The organism is Paenibacillus baekrokdamisoli (assembly GCF_003945345.1).
Taxonomy (GTDB): Bacteria; Bacillota; Bacilli; order Paenibacillales; family Paenibacillaceae; genus Paenibacillus_Z; species Paenibacillus_Z baekrokdamisoli.
Genome location: NZ_AP019308.1, coordinates 3,563,071 through 3,580,063, shown reverse-complemented (window position 1 = coordinate 3,580,063; position 16,993 = coordinate 3,563,071). Strand labels below are relative to the sequence as shown.

Here is a 16,993-nt window from a genome sequence, read left to right as displayed (position 1 = left end):
AGAGGTGAGCGAAATGAGCACGGAAACTGTAAAACTTCATGTGCAATGCCACACTGTGCCGGGTGGGGCCAAAATGAATGAAGATGCCTTGGTGATGAATCCCTTTTGTCAGGTTTACGGGGTTATTGACGGTGTGTCCTCGATGGTGGCGTATCAAGATGCTCAAGGGCGAACGGGCGGCTACATTGCGGCACAATTACTCGCTTCGGAGTTGAATGCGCACGATGCCGGCCTGGACTTAAAACAAGCCGTACTTTCCGCGAATCGGAAGTTAAACGAAAGCATGCTAGAAACGAATATCGATTTGTCCTGCAAATGGAAGAGGTGGGGCGCTGTATTTGCAGTCGTACGCATTTATGAGAAGTCTATTGAATATGTGCAAACCGGAGACTGCATGCTGTTCATTGAATATACGGATAAGAGCTTACGCGTGTTGACGCGCAATCAAGTCGCCCACTTTGATCTGCAGACGTTGAATAAAAAGAAGGAGCTGTCAGAGTCGGGCGGACTATCCAAAGAAAAAGTGAAAGAACAGATGCTTCCTCTTAGTATCGCGAATCGGAATCGAGCGAATACGCTAGAAGGCTACTCGGTCATGAACGGAGAAGCGGAGCTGGAGGATTATTTGGAGCATGGTCATATCTCTAGAGCTAATGTGAGCAAAATTTATGCCGTGTCGGATGGCATGTTCCACCTCATCGAACACTCCGACGATCCGAAAAAATGGGAGATCATGATTCACGATATGAACGAGATAGGCATCGAATATTATTCGGATCATTTGACTTGCATCGAGAGTCAAGATCCACTGTGCGAGCATTACCCAAGGCATAAATTATCCGATGATAAATCGGTTGTTATCATAGATTTCAACGTATTGGGCGAAGGGAGCAAGCGGTAGCATGAAAACCGCGATTATTCTGGCAGCGGGGCTGGGCACCAAGATGTGGCCCTTTGCTGAGATTCGGCCGAAGGCGATGATTCCTGTTGCGGCCAAGCCGATTATTGCGCATCAGGTAGAGTCGCTGCAAGAGCTCGGTTTTACGAAAATCATTATTGTCGGCGGAAAGCTTCATGGGCAGATTCGTAATTACTTTCGCGAGAACGGGCCGAGTTCTGCAGGTGCCCGGCAGGAAGTTGACGTGATCGTGGTTGCCGATGAGAAGGGGCAGGGAACGGCGCTTTCGCTGTCTGCTGCGCGCACGGCGGCAGGAAACGAAGGGAGTTTCCTAGTCTTGTATGGCGATACGCTTATTGATCCGGCAGACATCAAGCAGTTGATGGCTTCGTTCGAGCAGCGGGCTGAGCGTGAGCTTGCTGTTGTGCTCGTCAATCCGCTGCACGAGCAGTCCTCCTCGGATTGGATTTGCTGCCAGCTTGAGGGAGGCTTCGTCCGGCATATTTTAGGACATCCGCGAGGTGGCTGCACCCATCGTTTCTGCGCATTTGCCTTCAGCGATGACTTCTGGTCCTATGCAAGCAGCAACTCCGGCTTGTTTACAAGTGTGCAAGTTGGGATGATGCCGCCTCTGGAAGCACATCTGGAAATGTCCTTGTTGGATTGTATGAATGACGGCTATGCGGTTCGGGCCGTTGAGACGACAGGTGATTTTGTGGACTTGGATAAGCCGTGGCATATTCTGTTAGCCAATGAACTTGTTGCGCGAAGAAACTGTGCGAAGCTGACGTGCAATGTCCTCGCCGAGGGTGCATCCATTGATCCTAGTGCAGCTATCGATGGATTTGTGCAGCTGGGCGTTGGCAGCAGAATCGGCCGTAACGTCATTATTGAAGGCAATATAATCGTTGGCGACCGAACCGTTATTGAGAACGGGGCTATATTGAAGGGCAGCCATATCATCGGCAATGATTCCAATATTGGCAACTACTGTTTTCTATCCGAAGGCACGACGGTCGGCGATCACTGCGTCATCAATCACTGTGCGGAGCTGGAAGGCGTTATATTTGACACCGTTTACTTGTACCACTACATGGAGTTCTACGGCGTGATCGGTACGTCCACGGATCTGGGCGCAGCTACCGTCTGCGGAACGCTGCGGTTTGATGACGGCAGAACCTCGCATCGGATCAAAGGGCGCAAGGAAACGCCAAGCGAGCACAGCGATGCCATCTACTTGGGCGACTTTGTGCGCACGGGCGTGAACGCGATTCTCATGCCAGGGGTAAAGGTAGGTGTATACAGCATCGTGGGTTCGGGCGTCATCCTTGAAGAGGATGTACCTAACCGTTCCCTGCTGTATGTAAAACAGGACCTTGTTCGGAAAGAGTGGGGACCGGCGAAGTATGGCTGGTAAACGCGTGTAAACGTGGGCAAATCCAATCACACACGAATACAAACGAATTATATGGGGAGGTACCCTTATGTCCAATCAAACACTGCGTCTAGCGATCGTCGGCGGCAACCGTGGCGGACGGTTCAAACGCACGCTTGCCGCATTGGCCGACCGTCTTGAGCTGGTTGCGATCTGTGATCTGAATGAGGAAGTTACTGCGCAATGGAAAGAAAATTATCCTTGGATTGAAACGTACCGCAGCTACGAGCTGATGCTGCAAAGCCCGGATATCGACGCTGTTTTCCTGGCCAGCCCGATGCTGCTGCACGCGAGGCAATCGATTGATGCCCTTAAGGCGGGCAAGCATGTGTTGTGCGAGGTCATCGCGGCGCATACGCTGGATGACGCTTGGGAGCTTGTCGAAACGGTGGAGAAGACCGGATTGACCTATATGATGGCTGAGAATTATTGCTTCGCCCGCTCGAATTTGGCCGTCAAGCACATGGCCGAGCAAAAGATGTTTGGCGAGATTACGTACTTGGAAGGGGGCTATATCCATGATTTGCGGTATAGGGTCCATAACAAGGATGGCTCGCTGACATGGCGCGGCGATCTTCACCATACCTATGACGGAATGAACTATCCGACGCATTCGATCGGACCGATTTCCCACTGGCTGGGACTGAACAAAGACGGCGGCGACCGGATGAAGAGCATGTCGACGTTCGTCTCGAACTCTCGTTCCTTGCAACATTATTTTCAAGAGAAGTTCGGGAAAGAGCATCCTGCGTCACAACCAGGCTATTGGAAGCAGGGGGACTCGGCCGTGACGAACATCATGACCGAGGGCGGTGTCCTGATCTCGTTACGCGTAGATTGGACTTCCGCTCGCCCGCATAATATGCGCCATTACGTCCTGCAGGGGACAGAAGGCGCCTATCTGTCCAAGCGCCACGATCAGGAAGATGATTTGGTGTGGTTTAACGGACGATCCCCGCAGAGGGAATTAAAGCCCGGGCAGCGGGTTGATGACGAGCGCGATGAAATGTGGGAGCCACTCACCCGGTATCAGCCTGAGCTTGATCATCCGATTTGGAGACGGTGGGAGGAGCACGCTCAGAGCTCTGGACACGGCGGGGGTGATTTTTTCGTGCTTGAGGAGTTTGTTTCGTCGATTCAGGAACAGAGAAGTCCGCTTGTCGACGTGTACGATGCAGTGACATGGAGCAGTATCTTCCCATTATCGATGGAATCGCATGCAAATAACGGACAGCCGGTTGAATTTCCTGACTTCCGTAGAAGCGGAGGGAAGAGGATATGACAGAGGGACGGAAGCTGCCTCAACTGGTCATGCGGCTAGCGAGTTTATCTGACTTGCCTGCTTTGGCACTGCCTTCAGGATTTCATCTTCGAAACTTCGAAGCGGGTGATGGGGAGAACTGGGAGTCGATTGTGGAAAAATCATTCGGATGGGATCGGAATTTCGAGCGCAAAATCGCCTCTCATTCATACTTTAAGCCCGAACGGGTCTTGTTCATTTGCGAAGGGGAGGCGACCGTCGCTACCGCCTGCGCATGGGAGGAGCCGCAGTGGGAAGAGGATTGCGGTTATTTGCATATGGTGGGGGTCTCCTCTGCATACTCCGGTCTTGGACTCGGATATAGCATAAGTCTTGCGGCTTTGCAGAAGATGCGGGAAGAGGGCAAGAAGCATGCCGTTCTCGAGACGGACGATTTTCGGCTTTCGGCCATTCATATCTATTTGAAATTAGGGTTTCAGCCTGCTTATGAAGGGGCGGAGCTGCAAGAAAGATGGAAGCAAGTCTATCAGAACTTGGGCAAGAAGTTGAAGGCGTGAGCAGAAGAGGATGGAGATGTAAGCATGATTTTGCGCAGTCAGGAATGGTTTGAAGGACGACTCGACCATACGTTCGAGCACAGGTCGTCTATGCGGAATACCTGAGGAGGATGAGATTGTGATGGTTCCAACAGAACCCCGAACCTACGGCAACTATATCGACGGCCTTTGGGCGGCTTCGGTGTCCGGGAATATCGAAGCGAGCATTAACCCTGCTGATCGCCATGAAACGGTCGGCTATTGCCAGAAGTCGGGTCAGGAGGATTTGGATCGAGCGGTAGCCGCTGCAAGAAGAGCTGCACTGATCTGGCGTAGATTGTCCGCCCCGGCGAGGGGAGATTTCTTATTCAAAGCGGCGAACGTACTTGAAAGCCGATTAGACGATATCGCGGAGACGATGACGCGGGAAATGGGAAAAACCTTGCCAGAGGCAAGAGGAGAGACTGCCCGCGGCGTGGCTATTCTTCGTTATTACGCGGGGGAGGGGATGCGGAAGCACGGCGACGTCATTCCGTCAACCGACCCCGATGGCCTCATGTTCACGACTCGCGCGTCATTAGGCGTCGTCGGATTGATTACACCGTGGAACTTTCCCGTGGCGATTCCAATCTGGAAAATAGCTCCGGCACTCGTCTACGGCAATACCGTTGTGTTCAAGCCGGCCCAAGACACGGCGATTACGGCGGCGAAAGTCGTCGAATGCTTCGCTGAAGCGGGGCTGCCCTATGGGGTGTTAAATCTGGTGACAGGCGCTGGCTCCGTCATCGGACAAGGCATCATCGATCATCCGGGCATCGACGGTATTTCCTTTACCGGCTCGGATGGCGTTGGCAAGAAAGTGGCGCTGGGAGCGGTCGCGCGTGGAGCGAAATACCAGCTGGAGATGGGTGGCAAAAACCCAGTCATCGTCTGCAACGACGCGGATCTGGACTTGGCCGTGGACGCCGTGATCAGCGGCGGCTTGAAGTCGACGGGACAGAAATGCACATGCACGAGCCGGGTGATTGTCATGAGCGGCGTTTATGAGACTTTTAAGGATAAGCTGCTTCACAAAGTAAGACAGATCAAGGTCGGTCCCGGCATGGTTCAAGATACTTGGATGGGGCCGTGCGCCAGCGAGAACCAGATGCAGACCGTGCTGTCGTATATCGATAAAGGAACCGCCGAAGGGGCGACCTTGCTGCATGGCGGCGGAAGAATGCAAGGAGAAGGGTACGAGCAAGGCTTCTACGTGCTGCCGACGCTGTTCGAGAACGTGAATCCGGACATGGTTATCGCGCAGGAGGAAATTTTCGGCCCCGTGCTGGCGCTCCTGAAAGTGGATACGCTGGAGGAAGCGCTGAACGTGGCTAACGGGTCACGGTATGGCTTGAGCGCTTCCGTTTTCACGCGGGATGTCGGCCGTGCAATGACCTTCATTCGTGAAATGGACGCCGGTCTTGTTCGCATCAATGCCGAGAGCGCCGGAGTTGAACTGCAGGCCCCGTTCGGCGGGATGAAACAATCCAGCTCCGGTTCAAGAGAGCAGGGTCAAGCGGCTATCGAGTTCTATACATCAATTAAAACCGTGTTCATGAAGTCATAGTGTCATTGAAAATTGGATGAAATAGTGGAGGTCATTCTCATGCGTTTAGTAGGAAAACGTGTTATCGTGACGGGCGGCGCGCAAGGAATCGGTCAAGGAATCGTCGATCGGTTTTTGCGGGAAGGCGCCAGAATTGCCGTGATCGACATGAACGAATCGGCCCTGCGGGCCGCTTCGGAGCAGTGGAGCAACGAAGGCCATGAAATTCTCGCCTTCGCTTGCGATTTGAGGGACAAGTCGGGATTGACGGAGACAGTGGACCGTATTTTCGCTCTATGGGGAGCGGTCGACATTCTGGTCAATAATGCGGGAATCGCGGTGCGCCAATCGTTCTTGGACATTTCCGATGACAATTGGGAGCGGGTCATGGACGTCAACCTAGGTGCGATGTTCCGTCTGACGAAGCAGGTTGCGGGTAAAATGGTCGCCCAAGGAATCAAAGGAAGCATCGTGAATATGAGTTCCAAGAACGGACTGAGTGGGAGCTCTAAGCTTGCGCATTACAACGCGTCCAAGGGCGGAGGTGTACTGCTGACGCAGTCGATGGCTGTAGAGCTGGCACCCTATGGTATTCGGGTAAACGCAGTTGCCCCGGGTTTCATCGATACGCCGATGGACCACGAGCTAAGGAAGCAGGACCCTACGATTCCGACGATTACTTCGAAGACGCCGATGGGGCGATTGGGGACGATCGAGGAAGCAGCGAATGTGTTCTTGTTTCTGGCTTCCGACGAATCGTCGTATGTAACGGGAACGACGTTGATCGTCGATGGCGGCCATTTGGCGAACGCCAGCGAACCATAAATGGGAGGGAACGAGATGGAGGAACATTGGCTGCAAATTGATGCGGAGCGAATCGCGGCGGACACGCTGCGATTAGTCCGAATCGCCAGCCCGACCGGAGATTCAAGGGAAATCGCGGCAGCCTATCAGAGTTTGCTTGAGGAAGTGGGCTGCAAGGTTGAACGCTACGAATTCATTCCCAATAATCCAACGCTTGTCGCGACCTTCGAAGACGATTTCTCCGGAGAGGGAAAATCGCTTATTTTCAACGGGCACATGGACGTTGTCCCGCTGGAGCATGAGCCGGCCCGGTTCGAGGAGGGGGTCATTCACGGGAGGGGCACCTGCGATATGAAGGGCTCCCTCGCGTGCATCGTCGAAGTGCTGCGTGTGCTGGGCAAGAGCCAAATCGATCTGCCCGGCAGGGTGATCGTTGTCGCGAACAGTATGCATGAAAGCCCAGGCGGAAGAGGCGAAGATCTTGAGGCCTTGATCAATAACGTCGAGCTTCGCGCCGATGCGGCTCTTGTCATGGAAGGGGCCAGATACGATAGCACGGTCGCGCAACTGGGGTCGGCCACCTTCGAAATCGCGATTATCCGAGACGGAGAGCCTACCCATCAGCTTTATACGGCTCCGGGTACTCCGCACCCGATTACGGTGTCCGCCGAAATCGTACGCAGGCTATGCGAGCTGAATCTCGAATTAGAGAAGCACTATATTGAAGATACAGGTTATGCGTCATACTTTATCGGCTCCCTGCACAGCGGGCAATTTTACAACCAGCATCCTAATCGAGCGGATATCGTCGGCGTCCGAAGATTCGACCCGCGCATTTCTTTCGCAGAAGTAGAGAAGGAGCTGCGCGGCGTATTGGATGAGATTGCTGAGCAGTATCAAGTGAGCATCGAGCTGGATATGCGCAAGGTCCGGGACGGCTATCGGATCGATAAGAACGATCCGGCCGTATTCGCACTTCAAGCAGCCGTTCGCAAGGTGCGAGGGATTGAGCTTCCCTTGGTAGGCAAGAAGGTGGTCGTCGATGCGGGTTTCTTCGTCAACGGCCTTGGTATCCCTACCGTATGTCATGGTCCTGATCAGAGCAGCTCGCATGGAGAGCATGAATTCGCTCATCTGTCGGATTTGGAGCAGACGGCTCAGGTGTATTTGCAATTTATACAGGAATATCTGATCCATTCAAAGGGGCGTTAATTCATATGCAAGAGACAAAGCAGTTTTTCGGCAAGCTAGGATTGCCGGAGGGAGATTTGCACCACCTCCCGAGTTCTTCGAAGACGTTTCCTGACGGGGCGCAATATCGGATCGAGATTCCTTCCGTCGAGGGGCCGGCTTCCCTGCAGGCGGTCGTAGATGCCGCTAAGGAGTTTGGCGTTCCCGTGCATCGCGTTTCCCAAGGCAGCGGCGTCATGCTGCTGTTGGATGACGAGCTCAAGGATATGGCACGAATTGCTGAACAGCATCGGATCGAAGTCAGTCTCTTTACGGGCCCGCGGGCTTCGTTCGATATTTACGCTCAAACTGCTGCTGCCGGAGGGAAGAGCATTGGGCTGCGCGCATCGGGCATGGATCAGGTTGTTTATGCCCTGGAGGATGTGAAGCGTGCTTGCGAGCACGGCATTCGCGGCATTCTCGTGGCCGACGAAGGCGTTCTGTGGGCGGTGAACGAATGCAAGAAAGCTGGAGAGCTCCCGTCTGATCTGGTCGTAAAAGTATCTGTGTCGATGGGAGCTTGCAATCCGATCTCCGTGCGGCTTATGGAGCAATTGGGGGCGGACACGTATAATGTCCCGACCGATCTGTCTCTGGCGAAGCTGGCCGCCATCCGTCAAGCGGTTGATATTCCGATCGATCTGTATATCGAGGTGCCCGACGATTTCGGCGGCTTCATTCGCTATTACGATATTTGCGAAATTATTCGAGTGGCTGCCCCTGTATACGTGAAGTTTGGATTACGCAACGCCCCCAACGTGTATCCATCGGGCACGCATCTGGAGGACACCGTAGTCAAGCTTTCGAGAGAACGGGTTCGACGCGCCCGGATCGGCTACGATTTCATTCAGCGGTATCACCCGGAGTTACTTATTTCCGAGCCGGGCGCTCAAGGTTTGGGTATTCCCCATTACAAATCCGAATAACGATGAAGCTGCAAGTGAAGGCGAAGGAATGGCTTGTCGGCTAACATGTTTCAATAGGATAACAAGAGCAGACATAAGAAGAAAGCGCTGGCCAAATGGGGTCAGCGCTTTCTTTGTTTGTACGCCCAGCATGGGCGAACTCTCTAGTGTGAACCCTTTAGAATTCAGTGGTTTCGGGCAGGAAGCAAAGACGCTTTGTAACTACGGCTGAAAAGCCGCACGGACTAGTTAGGAGTCATCAGAGGCCGTAGTACATGCGCTCATGACCTACGCCGTGAGCAAAAAGAAACCCGACGTTTTAATCGTCGGGTTTCTCTACAACCTGACCGCCACTTCGGCGGGTTCTTACTTAAGCTGCGAACTGATTTTAAGGTGTTTCAAACGTTGCAGTTGTAATGCTGAAGCTATCACTCGCTGCATGTTGAGAAATAACTACATCATACGCAGATGTTTCTTCGTTCCATGTTGCTACTGCTGTCGTGGTGCCCTTTAACCCATCTACAAGAGCCTGTACAGCTGCTGTTTTCTGGGCTTGATCTGTTGTGTCCGCTACTTGAAGCGTTGTATAATCAGCGCCTGAAATTGCCCTTTTCGCTGCAGCTACTGCATCTGCATCTGGAACCAGCGTACTATCAGCACCAACCAAGCCTTTAACGGATTGTTGGACAGGACATACAAAAGTCATTACATGGCTGTCTGCTTCAAATCTAGCACCTAAATCATCATAAGCATTAGGCTTATTGTCGGGATCAGCATTTACTGTTTTACCCGAGTAGGCAATCTTTGCGATGATATTGAATGCCTTACTAGTGAGATAAGTGATATCACCTGTAACAGGGTCAATCTTACCGTCAGCCGGAGAAGAAGAAGAGAAGATTACACTTACAAACGGGTTTCCATCTGTGTTCAGGTCTTCTCTTTCCAATACCGACACCAGCCAATCTGGAAGGTAATAGCCAGTTTCGGAAACATTGGAAGCAGAAATTGGTGCTGAACTTGCATTAGGATCTACGACATTGATCGTATACGTTATTGTCGAAGGTGTTTTAAAGAATCCGTCGATAACATATGCCGTAACCGTAACTGTTCCGGGTTTTAGACCAGTTGCATAGGCCCCATAATGCTCGCCAGCTGTACTGATGCCTGTAGCATCCACATTTCCGACTTCACCATAGGTCGCTAATGCTCTCAGGTCAATAACTTGGAATTTGCTAGGATCTGCATGGATTGGAGCAGGCTTCCCATTCACATATCCTGCTTGGTTCCAAGCATCTGTCAGCCAAGAAACGTTCTTGATATAGCCGGTAACTATAGCATCCAGCTTCACAGAATCACCAACATTAATGGTAAACGTGTGAGTAGCTGCATCGTAGTTACCATCAGGGTTTACAGCTGCAACATTAGTCGGATAAGTTATACTCTCTGTTCCGTTGTTTACAGGAGCCGTAATGAATTGTCCCAGAGCAGATACATGAGCTGCATCAGTCGGATTCTGAGTCAACCAGAAAGGCATTGAAATAACGGTTGAAGATTCCAAACCTCTCCAGAAGTCTGTGTCAATGGTTCTTCTGTCCATCGTACCGAAGATATTCGTATTATACTTAGACATCTTCACTTCATCACGAGGAATAAGCTGGTCAACCATCAAATCAGGTATAACATGGGTGATGTCGTTTCTGTTAGCCGCAAGAACATCCCATTCAATGAAGCTGTTCGGTATGCGAGTCATTTGCCAAGTTGAGCCAGCAAGATCAACCGTCGGTGATCCAATGTTAAATCCTTTGCTTTTCAATGCACCAAGCGAAGCTGCATAGAACGTAGTCATAAATGGATTTTTCTCTCTCTTTTCGTTATACCACCACTGATTCATGCCGGCTAGAATGCCATCAGCATTAGAAGCATCAGCATGGGCAGTTAACGTATAGTATGAAAGAGCAGCTTCTTCTTCGTCAGAATAGTTCATATAAGATTCGAACGAAACGCCGTTTTCACCCATTGCATCTCCGTTATGAGCAGAAATACCAAAGTATCTGGAAAGGTATTGCTGAGACATATCAAGCAGAGAAGTGGAGAAGTACGTTTTTGGATATCTGGTTTCGTAATCGTTATGAGCAGTAGCAGCTTCAGTTGGAGCAACGCCATCCATAACACGTAGTTCGTTCGCATAATCAAGAGGGTTGGTAGCTGTTACATGCTGTTTAGCAAGTGCAGCTTTCTCGGCAGCTGTGTAATTCCCCATATCTTTTGCAACGACAAGCATTTGAAGCCCAAGCGTAGCATTGAGAGGGCCGTCCTCATAGTCGTTTCTATCCCAAGCGTTAGATACACCGTCAAGGAATTCAGGATTCATATTCGCCCATTTCGTAGGGACGGAAGGATAATTCAACCCGTTACCTTTCGATGCATAATCAGCAGGGTTAATTAAAGTAATTCTATTCTTATCGTTAGGATTGGCAACGTTAAAACGAGTTTCTTCTGGGTTTTCACCCGTAACGCTCACTTGATAGTAGTTATTCAAAATTATCGCATTGGTATGGTTGATCATGTCATTTTTGATAAGCGCAGCGAGCTCAGGATCGCTGTCTTTGAATGCGCTGTATGCGAGGTCAAGTGCAAAGTAATGACCTACCAGCTCATCCGTTGACGTTGAAGCTTTGTAATAAACATTGCTGCTATCCAGGTTGTTTTGCGTATCTCCGCCATTGAGATCGGAATAATTTTGAACAAGTCTGGATGGGACAGGGACAGTGTCATAAGCTCTTAATTTTCCAAATTTTGACTTACCTGGTTCGGAATAGGTGATAGGAGTGCCGTTGATATCTGTTGTTTGTCCTGCGTTCTTTTTCAACCAGGCTGCTTCTTCGCTTGGCAGCTCAGGTGTAGTAGAGCTGTTGTTCTTACCAGCAACTTTATAGGATCTCGCGAAGAAGCCGGCAGATGCAGGGTTATTACCTGTTGCAACTAACGTATAGTTACCATGTGCGTCAACATAAACCGGCTTACCTTCATCAGAACCATCAGGATTTGCACCCAAAGTAGTGTAGATAGTAGGGTCGTTTACGTTGTTCATGGAAGGAACCTTTAGCTGTGTACCTGAAATATAGCCGAGCGTCACGATGGATTCAACAGCGCGAGTAGCAGAAGCTTTCGCATCTTGCGTTCTAGCGTCGTTATCTCCATAAGTAGCCTTCATGTAGTTGTATCTCCAGATTTCTCCAGAAACGTACATTGTCGTCCACAGACCATCATTGTCTCTATCGTCGATCGAACTTCCTGCACCTTTATCAGCATGCATAATTGCATTTAGCATATCGCCTTGCGTATTGAAGGATACAGCACCCGATTGGAATCCGAATCGATCGGCAAAGTTTCTGGATATTTCTTCTTGCACCAAGGATTTAGCCATCAACGACATTGGTTTTCTAACAATGTGAGTGGCATTGCCAGTGGAACCTAGTACCCAAAGTCCATTGTTGCCGTCAGACTTAATGTTGGTGATTATTTCTTCTGCGTTGAAGGCTCCACTGACAGGATTATTGTCATAGTCAATGTATGAGTACGGAGCAGTGGAACCACCAGTTTGAGGAATGTATCTTCCACCCTGTAGGTATTGAATTTGGTCAGCAGAAGCTAAGTTAGGGTCGTAGAGCGTTACAGCATCAGATACGATGCCAGTAGTTACAGGAGTATAATCTCGATCTAATGCCACTTTATCCAAAGACTTGATTAACGCGTCTTTCGATACCAGCCATTTAACGCCATTCTCGCCATCAACAAAACCTGCATACGTTTTCGAAGGGAAAGTTTTTCCTGTTGGAGCAGCAGGGATATTCGTTGTATTCCATTTTGTTGAAGCAAGATCAGTAGGGATACTGGCATCGCCGGCATTGTAATAGTAAACGACTTTTTCTAAATTAGTAGCTAGCTTCGGATCATTTGTAACGGTAATGGTAACCGTGACCGTATTTTTATCTTGTTTACCTGTAATTGTAGCTGTTCCGGCAGATACGCCAAGAACTTTACCGGAATAATCTCCAGCACTGTTACCGATTATGTCTACATAGGCAACATAGGGATCAGAGGTTGTCCATTGGATAGGTTGATCGACGTTCAAGCCCTTAGGTTGTAAACGAGTGACTTGTGTGCTGTACATGTCTACATTGCTTCCAGTAGATACAGGTGAAACAACCGGTGTAGAATTGTCAGGGTTACCACCAGGGTTACCGCCTGGGTTACCACCAGGGTTACTGCCTGTATTACCACCAGTGTTTCCACCTGTGTTGCTGCCTGTGTTATCGCCAACAGTAGAGGTAACCCCAGCTGCAACCTTCACATTCTTAGGCTGCTGGGCTATTGTTACGCCGTTCGTATTGATGAGAGCCGTTTGAATGCTGCCCGTACCTGTGACATTCGCTGCTGTGTTCAGTGTAAGAATGTTAAGTGAAGAATCAGCGTCCAGGTTTAGCGTGGTTACTTCATGTGCATCAGTTACATTCGTTGTGCCTGTAACAGAGGATGCGATGAAGTTGACACCTTTTGCAGCGACGATACTAAGATCGCCCGTTATTTTGGTGTGATCCAAGATTACAGGAGCTTTAGCTGCAGCGTCAGTTATGTAGACATCACCAGTGATCGTAAGACCTTTCAGCACGGCTCCTGGAAAAGCGATCGTAACATTTCCAACGATTGTAGCTGGAAGCTTATCAAGATCTGCCTGTGTTCTGACTAAGGTTCCCATAACTCGATCCGTCATAACGAAAGATTCGGCACGCGTGATTTTAGCAAGCGGATCAAAGTTACCATTGCCTCTTCCTTGCAGGTATCCTTTAGAAGCAAGAGCGGCAACGGCATCCATTGCCCACTTGGCAATTTCGGAAGAGTCATTGAAAGTCGTTGTATTTGTTCCAGAAACAACTTGGAATCCTCTTGAAATCAGAACAGCCGCTTCTTGGCGGGAAATAAGTGCTTTAGGATTCGCGTAGTTGTTCGCGTCGCCGTTAAGCAATCCAGCTGCAGAAGCCTTTTGCAGTTCTGCATAGAACCAAGCATTTGGATTAGAATCAACAAATACTTTTGAACCAGCTGTGCTTTGTAGATTGAAAATGCGATTCAAAATCGTAATGAATTCCGCGCGAGTGATAGCCTCGTTGGGGTTTAAATTACCATTCGCATCGCCTTTCAATAAACCTTCAGAAGTCCATTTTTGCAATTCCTGTGCTGCCCAATGCTTAGAAACATCTTGAGATGAACTTGCGAAAGCTGTACTAGAGAACAACATGCTGCCAATTACGATTGAAGAAAGGACTTGCGAGATTTTTCTTGGCATTCTTAGTAGCTCCTTTTGGTTAGTTTTTGATGTAAGACCTGGATTGAAATGAACGACGCCCTCCATTTTCGCAATCTGTATGAATCCGCTTTCATTTGCGAATTATAAGCCTATTATGATCAACTTTAAGGCTCATTCCTAGTTCGTTTGTTTAACAAATTCAATCATTAATTGGCGCTTTATTTCTCCTAATCACTCTAAATTGTCATTATGTATCGTTTTTTTTATTAAACCAATCATTTATGTGTCAATGATGCTGCTCACGTTTAGGGTGAACATGACGAAGGGCAGCCGAGAATCGGCTGCCCTTCGTTCAAAATATAATTTTCTCTATACCTCGCTTATATTTCAGAGGGAAGAAACTTGCTTCGCGGCCAAGGACGGCATTAGTCGTTTCTTCTTGTATAATGTTTAAACGGACGTAGACTAGCTTTCGTATACCGTTTCCATCTGCTTCTGTACTGGGAAAGTCATACTGATGGAGGTTCCCAAACCTTTCTTGCTGAGAATCTTAATGCCGTATTGTTCACCGTAGCGAATCGTGAGTCGTTTATGCGTATTTAGTAGTCCAATATGCCGTCCGCCCTCGATTTCGGAGGCCAGCTTGGCCACAACCTCCTGCCGCCGCGGCTTCTCCATCCCTACACCGGTGTCCGTTACGGTCAGCCGCATATGATCTCCAATTAATTCGGCTTTAATGCGGATGATACTTTTGCTGGTTTTCATCCGAACACCGTGAATAATACTGTTCTCAAGGATCGGCTGCAAAATTAGCTTCATGACATTACAGAAAGCTGCGGCCTCGTCAATCTGCCAGATCACATCGAACTTCTCTTTGTACCTGATATTCTGAATGTCCACATAACGCATGGTGTTCTTGACTTCCTCTTGCAGTGGCACGAAGTGCACGGAGCTGTCTAAGGAGTATCTGAGCACCCCGGAGAGATTCTCTATCATTTCATTGGCTTCATTCGGCTTGCCCGTATAGCTTGCAACTTTCCAGTAGATCGTCTCCAGCGTGTTATATAAGAAATGCGGATTAAGCTGAGCATGCAGCGCAATAAACTCCATCACTTGCAATCTGTACTTTCGCTCGGACAATTGAACGGTCAGGAACTCGTTCTCGATAAACTTCTTCACGATATTCTCGGTAATATAGCCGTAAATATCGCTCTTTGCACCGTGAGCCACCTGCGGCAGCGGTGTTCCGTGTTCAGCGGCATGAAGAATGGAAACGACCGTTTGAAGCGTCTGGTTCTTTCTCTTTGACAAGGAATAAGAGAGAAAAAGCCCGATCAAGGTGGAAATGAGCAGCAGCAGTCCGGTCAGCATACTCAGCTTGTTGGGCAGTGAATACAGTGCGGCTTTGGGTACAATTGATACGTACTTCCACCCAAAGCGTGATGACGACAGCGTATCGACTTTGTACGTACGGCCGTCGATCTTCATTTCCTCGGGGAGGGGATCCTTACTGGTCCAAACGTCATTCTTGAATGACTTCAGGTAATCCAGATCCGCGCTCTTGGCAATGATACGGTTGTGTTCATCCATAAGAAGAATGCACTGGCTGTCGATGGCGGGCAGTTGGCGCAGCTGCGATTCAATATAATCGGCTTTCACATTCAAGACGACAACACCGCCGCCGCTTGCAAGGCGCAGTCTATTGTAGATGGAGATGATGCGTGTTCCTTTATCGGGGGCCCGCCCCTTCACAATGCGGTTTTCTGTCCATACGCGCTCGTTGGAATGATTCTTATACAGCGCGTACCAGTCATGATCATAAAATTTATCCGCCGTATTCAAACCGGTTACCGAGGATAAGAATCGCTGGTCATCGTTATCGAAATAGATATAGACGGAGTAGATGAACGGGTTCGCATAAACGGTTGAATCGACAAAATTGCGAATGACCTTAAGCAGATCGAAGTTGCTGTCTGTGAACTGTCCTGTTTTCAAAATATCCTTCATCGTTACGGTAAGTCCCGGATTTGCGGAGAAGTTCGTACTGAGCGAGTCCACCTCGCGGAAGGAAAGCTCAATATAGGATTTGGTCTGGGATAAGAGTGCTTTATTATTGGTATCAATCTGACCTTGAATATAGAGTTTAATGAGAAAAGTCGAGAGCGAGCCCAGGATCAGCAGCGGGACCAGCATCGGAATCAGCATCGGAATCAATAAGGAGAGCAGCTGATGACGCATGGAGCGATGGACAGTTCGGAGCTTCTTATCCATGATTGCGGTAATCTCTTGGACTTTTCCCGAAGACTCGCTTGAAGGAGCGGGTGAAATTATGCGGATTGGTATAACCAAGCATTTCACTTATCTCATAGGTTTTATAAATCGGGTTAGACAGCAGCTCGGCTGCCTTCTGCATTTTGACCTGAATGACATAGTCCATGAACGTCATACCGGTCTGCTGCCTAAACAACTTGCTTGTGTAGGAGTGGTTCAAATGGACATGTTTGGATGCGCTTTCAAGAGTGACGTTCGTGTAGTGCTCATCAATATACTTTTTTATGGCTGAAATATAGCGGTTTTCCTGCTTCGGATCTACTTCAACGGATCGCGGTTCGGCTTTGCTGCGTTCTTTATCCATTTCCATCTTTAAGCCTTGGAATACTTCAACCAGCTCTTTATAGACAGTTGGTTTCACGAGATAATTCTTAACGCTGTAGATCATGGCCTGCTTGGCATACTGAAAGTCCATGTATCCGCTCAGAAACACTAATTTGATGGCGGACTCATTGTCATGCAGCTCCTTGGCAAGCTCAAGACCCGTCATTATCGGCATCATAATGTCACTAAGAATAACATCAACCTGCTGCTCTTTCAGCAATTCCAAGGCTTGACGACCGTTCTCCGCTTCACATACAACCTCGTAGCCAATCTCATTCCATGGAAAATAGTTTTTCAAACCGGTACGGATTTCGATTTCGTCATCGACAATCATTAAATTGTACATCGGGATGCCTCCTAAATACTTCTCCAAGGA

Annotated in this window: 11 protein-coding genes; 8 read left to right on the top strand and 3 right to left on the bottom strand. The window is 49.2% G+C overall.

Annotated features, from left to right (window positions below):
* Nucleotides 1–13 precede the first annotated feature (13 nt).
* The 8 genes from EKN16_RS16120 (at nucleotide 14) to EKN16_RS16085 (ending at nucleotide 8,675) form a co-directional block, all read left to right on the top strand.
* Nucleotides 14–901 (top strand): protein phosphatase 2C domain-containing protein, encoded by an 888-nt coding sequence (locus tag EKN16_RS16120; protein WP_125659174.1) that lies wholly within the window; start codon nucleotides 14–16, stop codon nucleotides 899–901.
* A 1-nt stretch (nucleotide 902) separates the two neighbouring features.
* Nucleotides 903–2,315 (top strand): sugar phosphate nucleotidyltransferase, encoded by a 1,413-nt coding sequence (locus EKN16_RS16115; RefSeq protein WP_125659171.1) that lies wholly within the window; start codon nucleotides 903–905, stop codon nucleotides 2,313–2,315.
* Between the two features lie 67 nt (nucleotides 2,316–2,382).
* Nucleotides 2,383–3,615: a Gfo/Idh/MocA family protein gene (locus EKN16_RS16110; RefSeq protein WP_125659168.1), complete on the top strand. Its 1,233-nt coding sequence runs from the start codon at nucleotides 2,383–2,385 to the stop codon at nucleotides 3,613–3,615.
* Nucleotides 3,612–4,151: a GNAT family N-acetyltransferase gene (locus tag EKN16_RS16105; protein WP_125659166.1), complete on the top strand. Its 540-nt coding sequence runs from the start codon at nucleotides 3,612–3,614 to the stop codon at nucleotides 4,149–4,151. The genes EKN16_RS16110 and EKN16_RS16105 overlap by 4 nt, the downstream gene beginning before the upstream one ends.
* 121 nt (nucleotides 4,152–4,272) lie before the next feature.
* Nucleotides 4,273–5,736 (top strand): alpha-ketoglutaric semialdehyde dehydrogenase GucD, encoded by a 1,464-nt coding sequence (gene gucD / locus EKN16_RS16100; protein ID WP_125666339.1) that lies wholly within the window; start codon nucleotides 4,273–4,275, stop codon nucleotides 5,734–5,736.
* A gap of 39 nt (nucleotides 5,737–5,775) precedes the next feature.
* Nucleotides 5,776–6,540 carry an SDR family NAD(P)-dependent oxidoreductase gene (locus tag EKN16_RS16095; RefSeq protein WP_125659163.1) on the top strand — a complete coding sequence of 255 codons (765 nt, stop codon included), beginning with the start codon at nucleotides 5,776–5,778 and terminating at the stop codon, nucleotides 6,538–6,540.
* A 15-nt stretch (nucleotides 6,541–6,555) separates the two neighbouring features.
* The gene (locus EKN16_RS16090; protein WP_164522816.1) at nucleotides 6,556–7,731 is read left to right on the top strand and encodes a M20 family metallopeptidase; all 1,176 of its coding nucleotides are present in this window, start codon (nucleotides 6,556–6,558) and stop codon (nucleotides 7,729–7,731) included.
* A 5-nt stretch (nucleotides 7,732–7,736) separates the two neighbouring features.
* Nucleotides 7,737–8,675 carry a U32 family peptidase gene (locus tag EKN16_RS16085; RefSeq protein ID WP_179955612.1) on the top strand — a complete coding sequence of 313 codons (939 nt, stop codon included), beginning with the start codon at nucleotides 7,737–7,739 and terminating at the stop codon, nucleotides 8,673–8,675.
* Nucleotides 8,676–9,042: 367 nt separating this feature from the next.
* On the opposite strand, the gene EKN16_RS16080 is transcribed toward EKN16_RS16085, so the two are convergent.
* From EKN16_RS16080 to EKN16_RS16070, 3 genes are all read right to left on the bottom strand, one after another.
* A complete protein-coding gene (locus EKN16_RS16080) occupies nucleotides 9,043–14,001 on the bottom strand; it encodes an S-layer homology domain-containing protein (RefSeq protein WP_164522815.1) in 4,959 nt (1,652 codons plus the stop codon).
* 426 nt (nucleotides 14,002–14,427) lie between these two features.
* A complete protein-coding gene (locus EKN16_RS16075; RefSeq protein ID WP_125659153.1) occupies nucleotides 14,428–16,233 on the bottom strand; it encodes a cache domain-containing sensor histidine kinase in 1,806 nt (601 codons plus the stop codon).
* Nucleotides 16,226–16,963 (bottom strand): response regulator transcription factor, encoded by a 738-nt coding sequence (locus tag EKN16_RS16070; RefSeq protein WP_125659150.1) that lies wholly within the window; start codon nucleotides 16,961–16,963, stop codon nucleotides 16,226–16,228. The genes EKN16_RS16075 and EKN16_RS16070 overlap by 8 nt, the downstream gene beginning before the upstream one ends.
* Nucleotides 16,964–16,993: the final 30 nt, after the last annotated feature.

Excerpts from the sequence above, each read along its gene's own strand:
- EKN16_RS16120 (WP_125659174.1), top strand. The coding sequence starts at position 14 with ATGAGCACGGAAACTGTAAAACTTCATGTGCAATGCCACACTGTGCCG.
- EKN16_RS16115 (WP_125659171.1), top strand. The coding sequence starts at position 903 with ATGAAAACCGCGATTATTCTGGCAGCGGGGCTGGGCACCAAGATGTGG.
- EKN16_RS16110 (WP_125659168.1), top strand. The coding sequence starts at position 2,383 with ATGTCCAATCAAACACTGCGTCTAGCGATCGTCGGCGGCAACCGTGGC.
- EKN16_RS16105 (WP_125659166.1), top strand. The coding sequence starts at position 3,612 with ATGACAGAGGGACGGAAGCTGCCTCAACTGGTCATGCGGCTAGCGAGT.
- gucD (WP_125666339.1), top strand. The coding sequence starts at position 4,273 with ATGGTTCCAACAGAACCCCGAACCTACGGCAACTATATCGACGGCCTT.
- EKN16_RS16095 (WP_125659163.1), top strand. The coding sequence starts at position 5,776 with ATGCGTTTAGTAGGAAAACGTGTTATCGTGACGGGCGGCGCGCAAGGA.
- EKN16_RS16090 (WP_164522816.1), top strand. The coding sequence starts at position 6,556 with ATGGAGGAACATTGGCTGCAAATTGATGCGGAGCGAATCGCGGCGGAC.
- EKN16_RS16085 (WP_179955612.1), top strand. The coding sequence starts at position 7,737 with ATGCAAGAGACAAAGCAGTTTTTCGGCAAGCTAGGATTGCCGGAGGGA.
- EKN16_RS16080 (WP_164522815.1), bottom strand. The coding sequence starts at position 14,001 with ATGCCAAGAAAAATCTCGCAAGTCCTTTCTTCAATCGTAATTGGCAGC.
- EKN16_RS16075 (WP_125659153.1), bottom strand. The coding sequence starts at position 16,233 with ATGGATAAGAAGCTCCGAACTGTCCATCGCTCCATGCGTCATCAGCTG.
- EKN16_RS16070 (WP_125659150.1), bottom strand. The coding sequence starts at position 16,963 with ATGTACAATTTAATGATTGTCGATGACGAAATCGAAATCCGTACCGGT.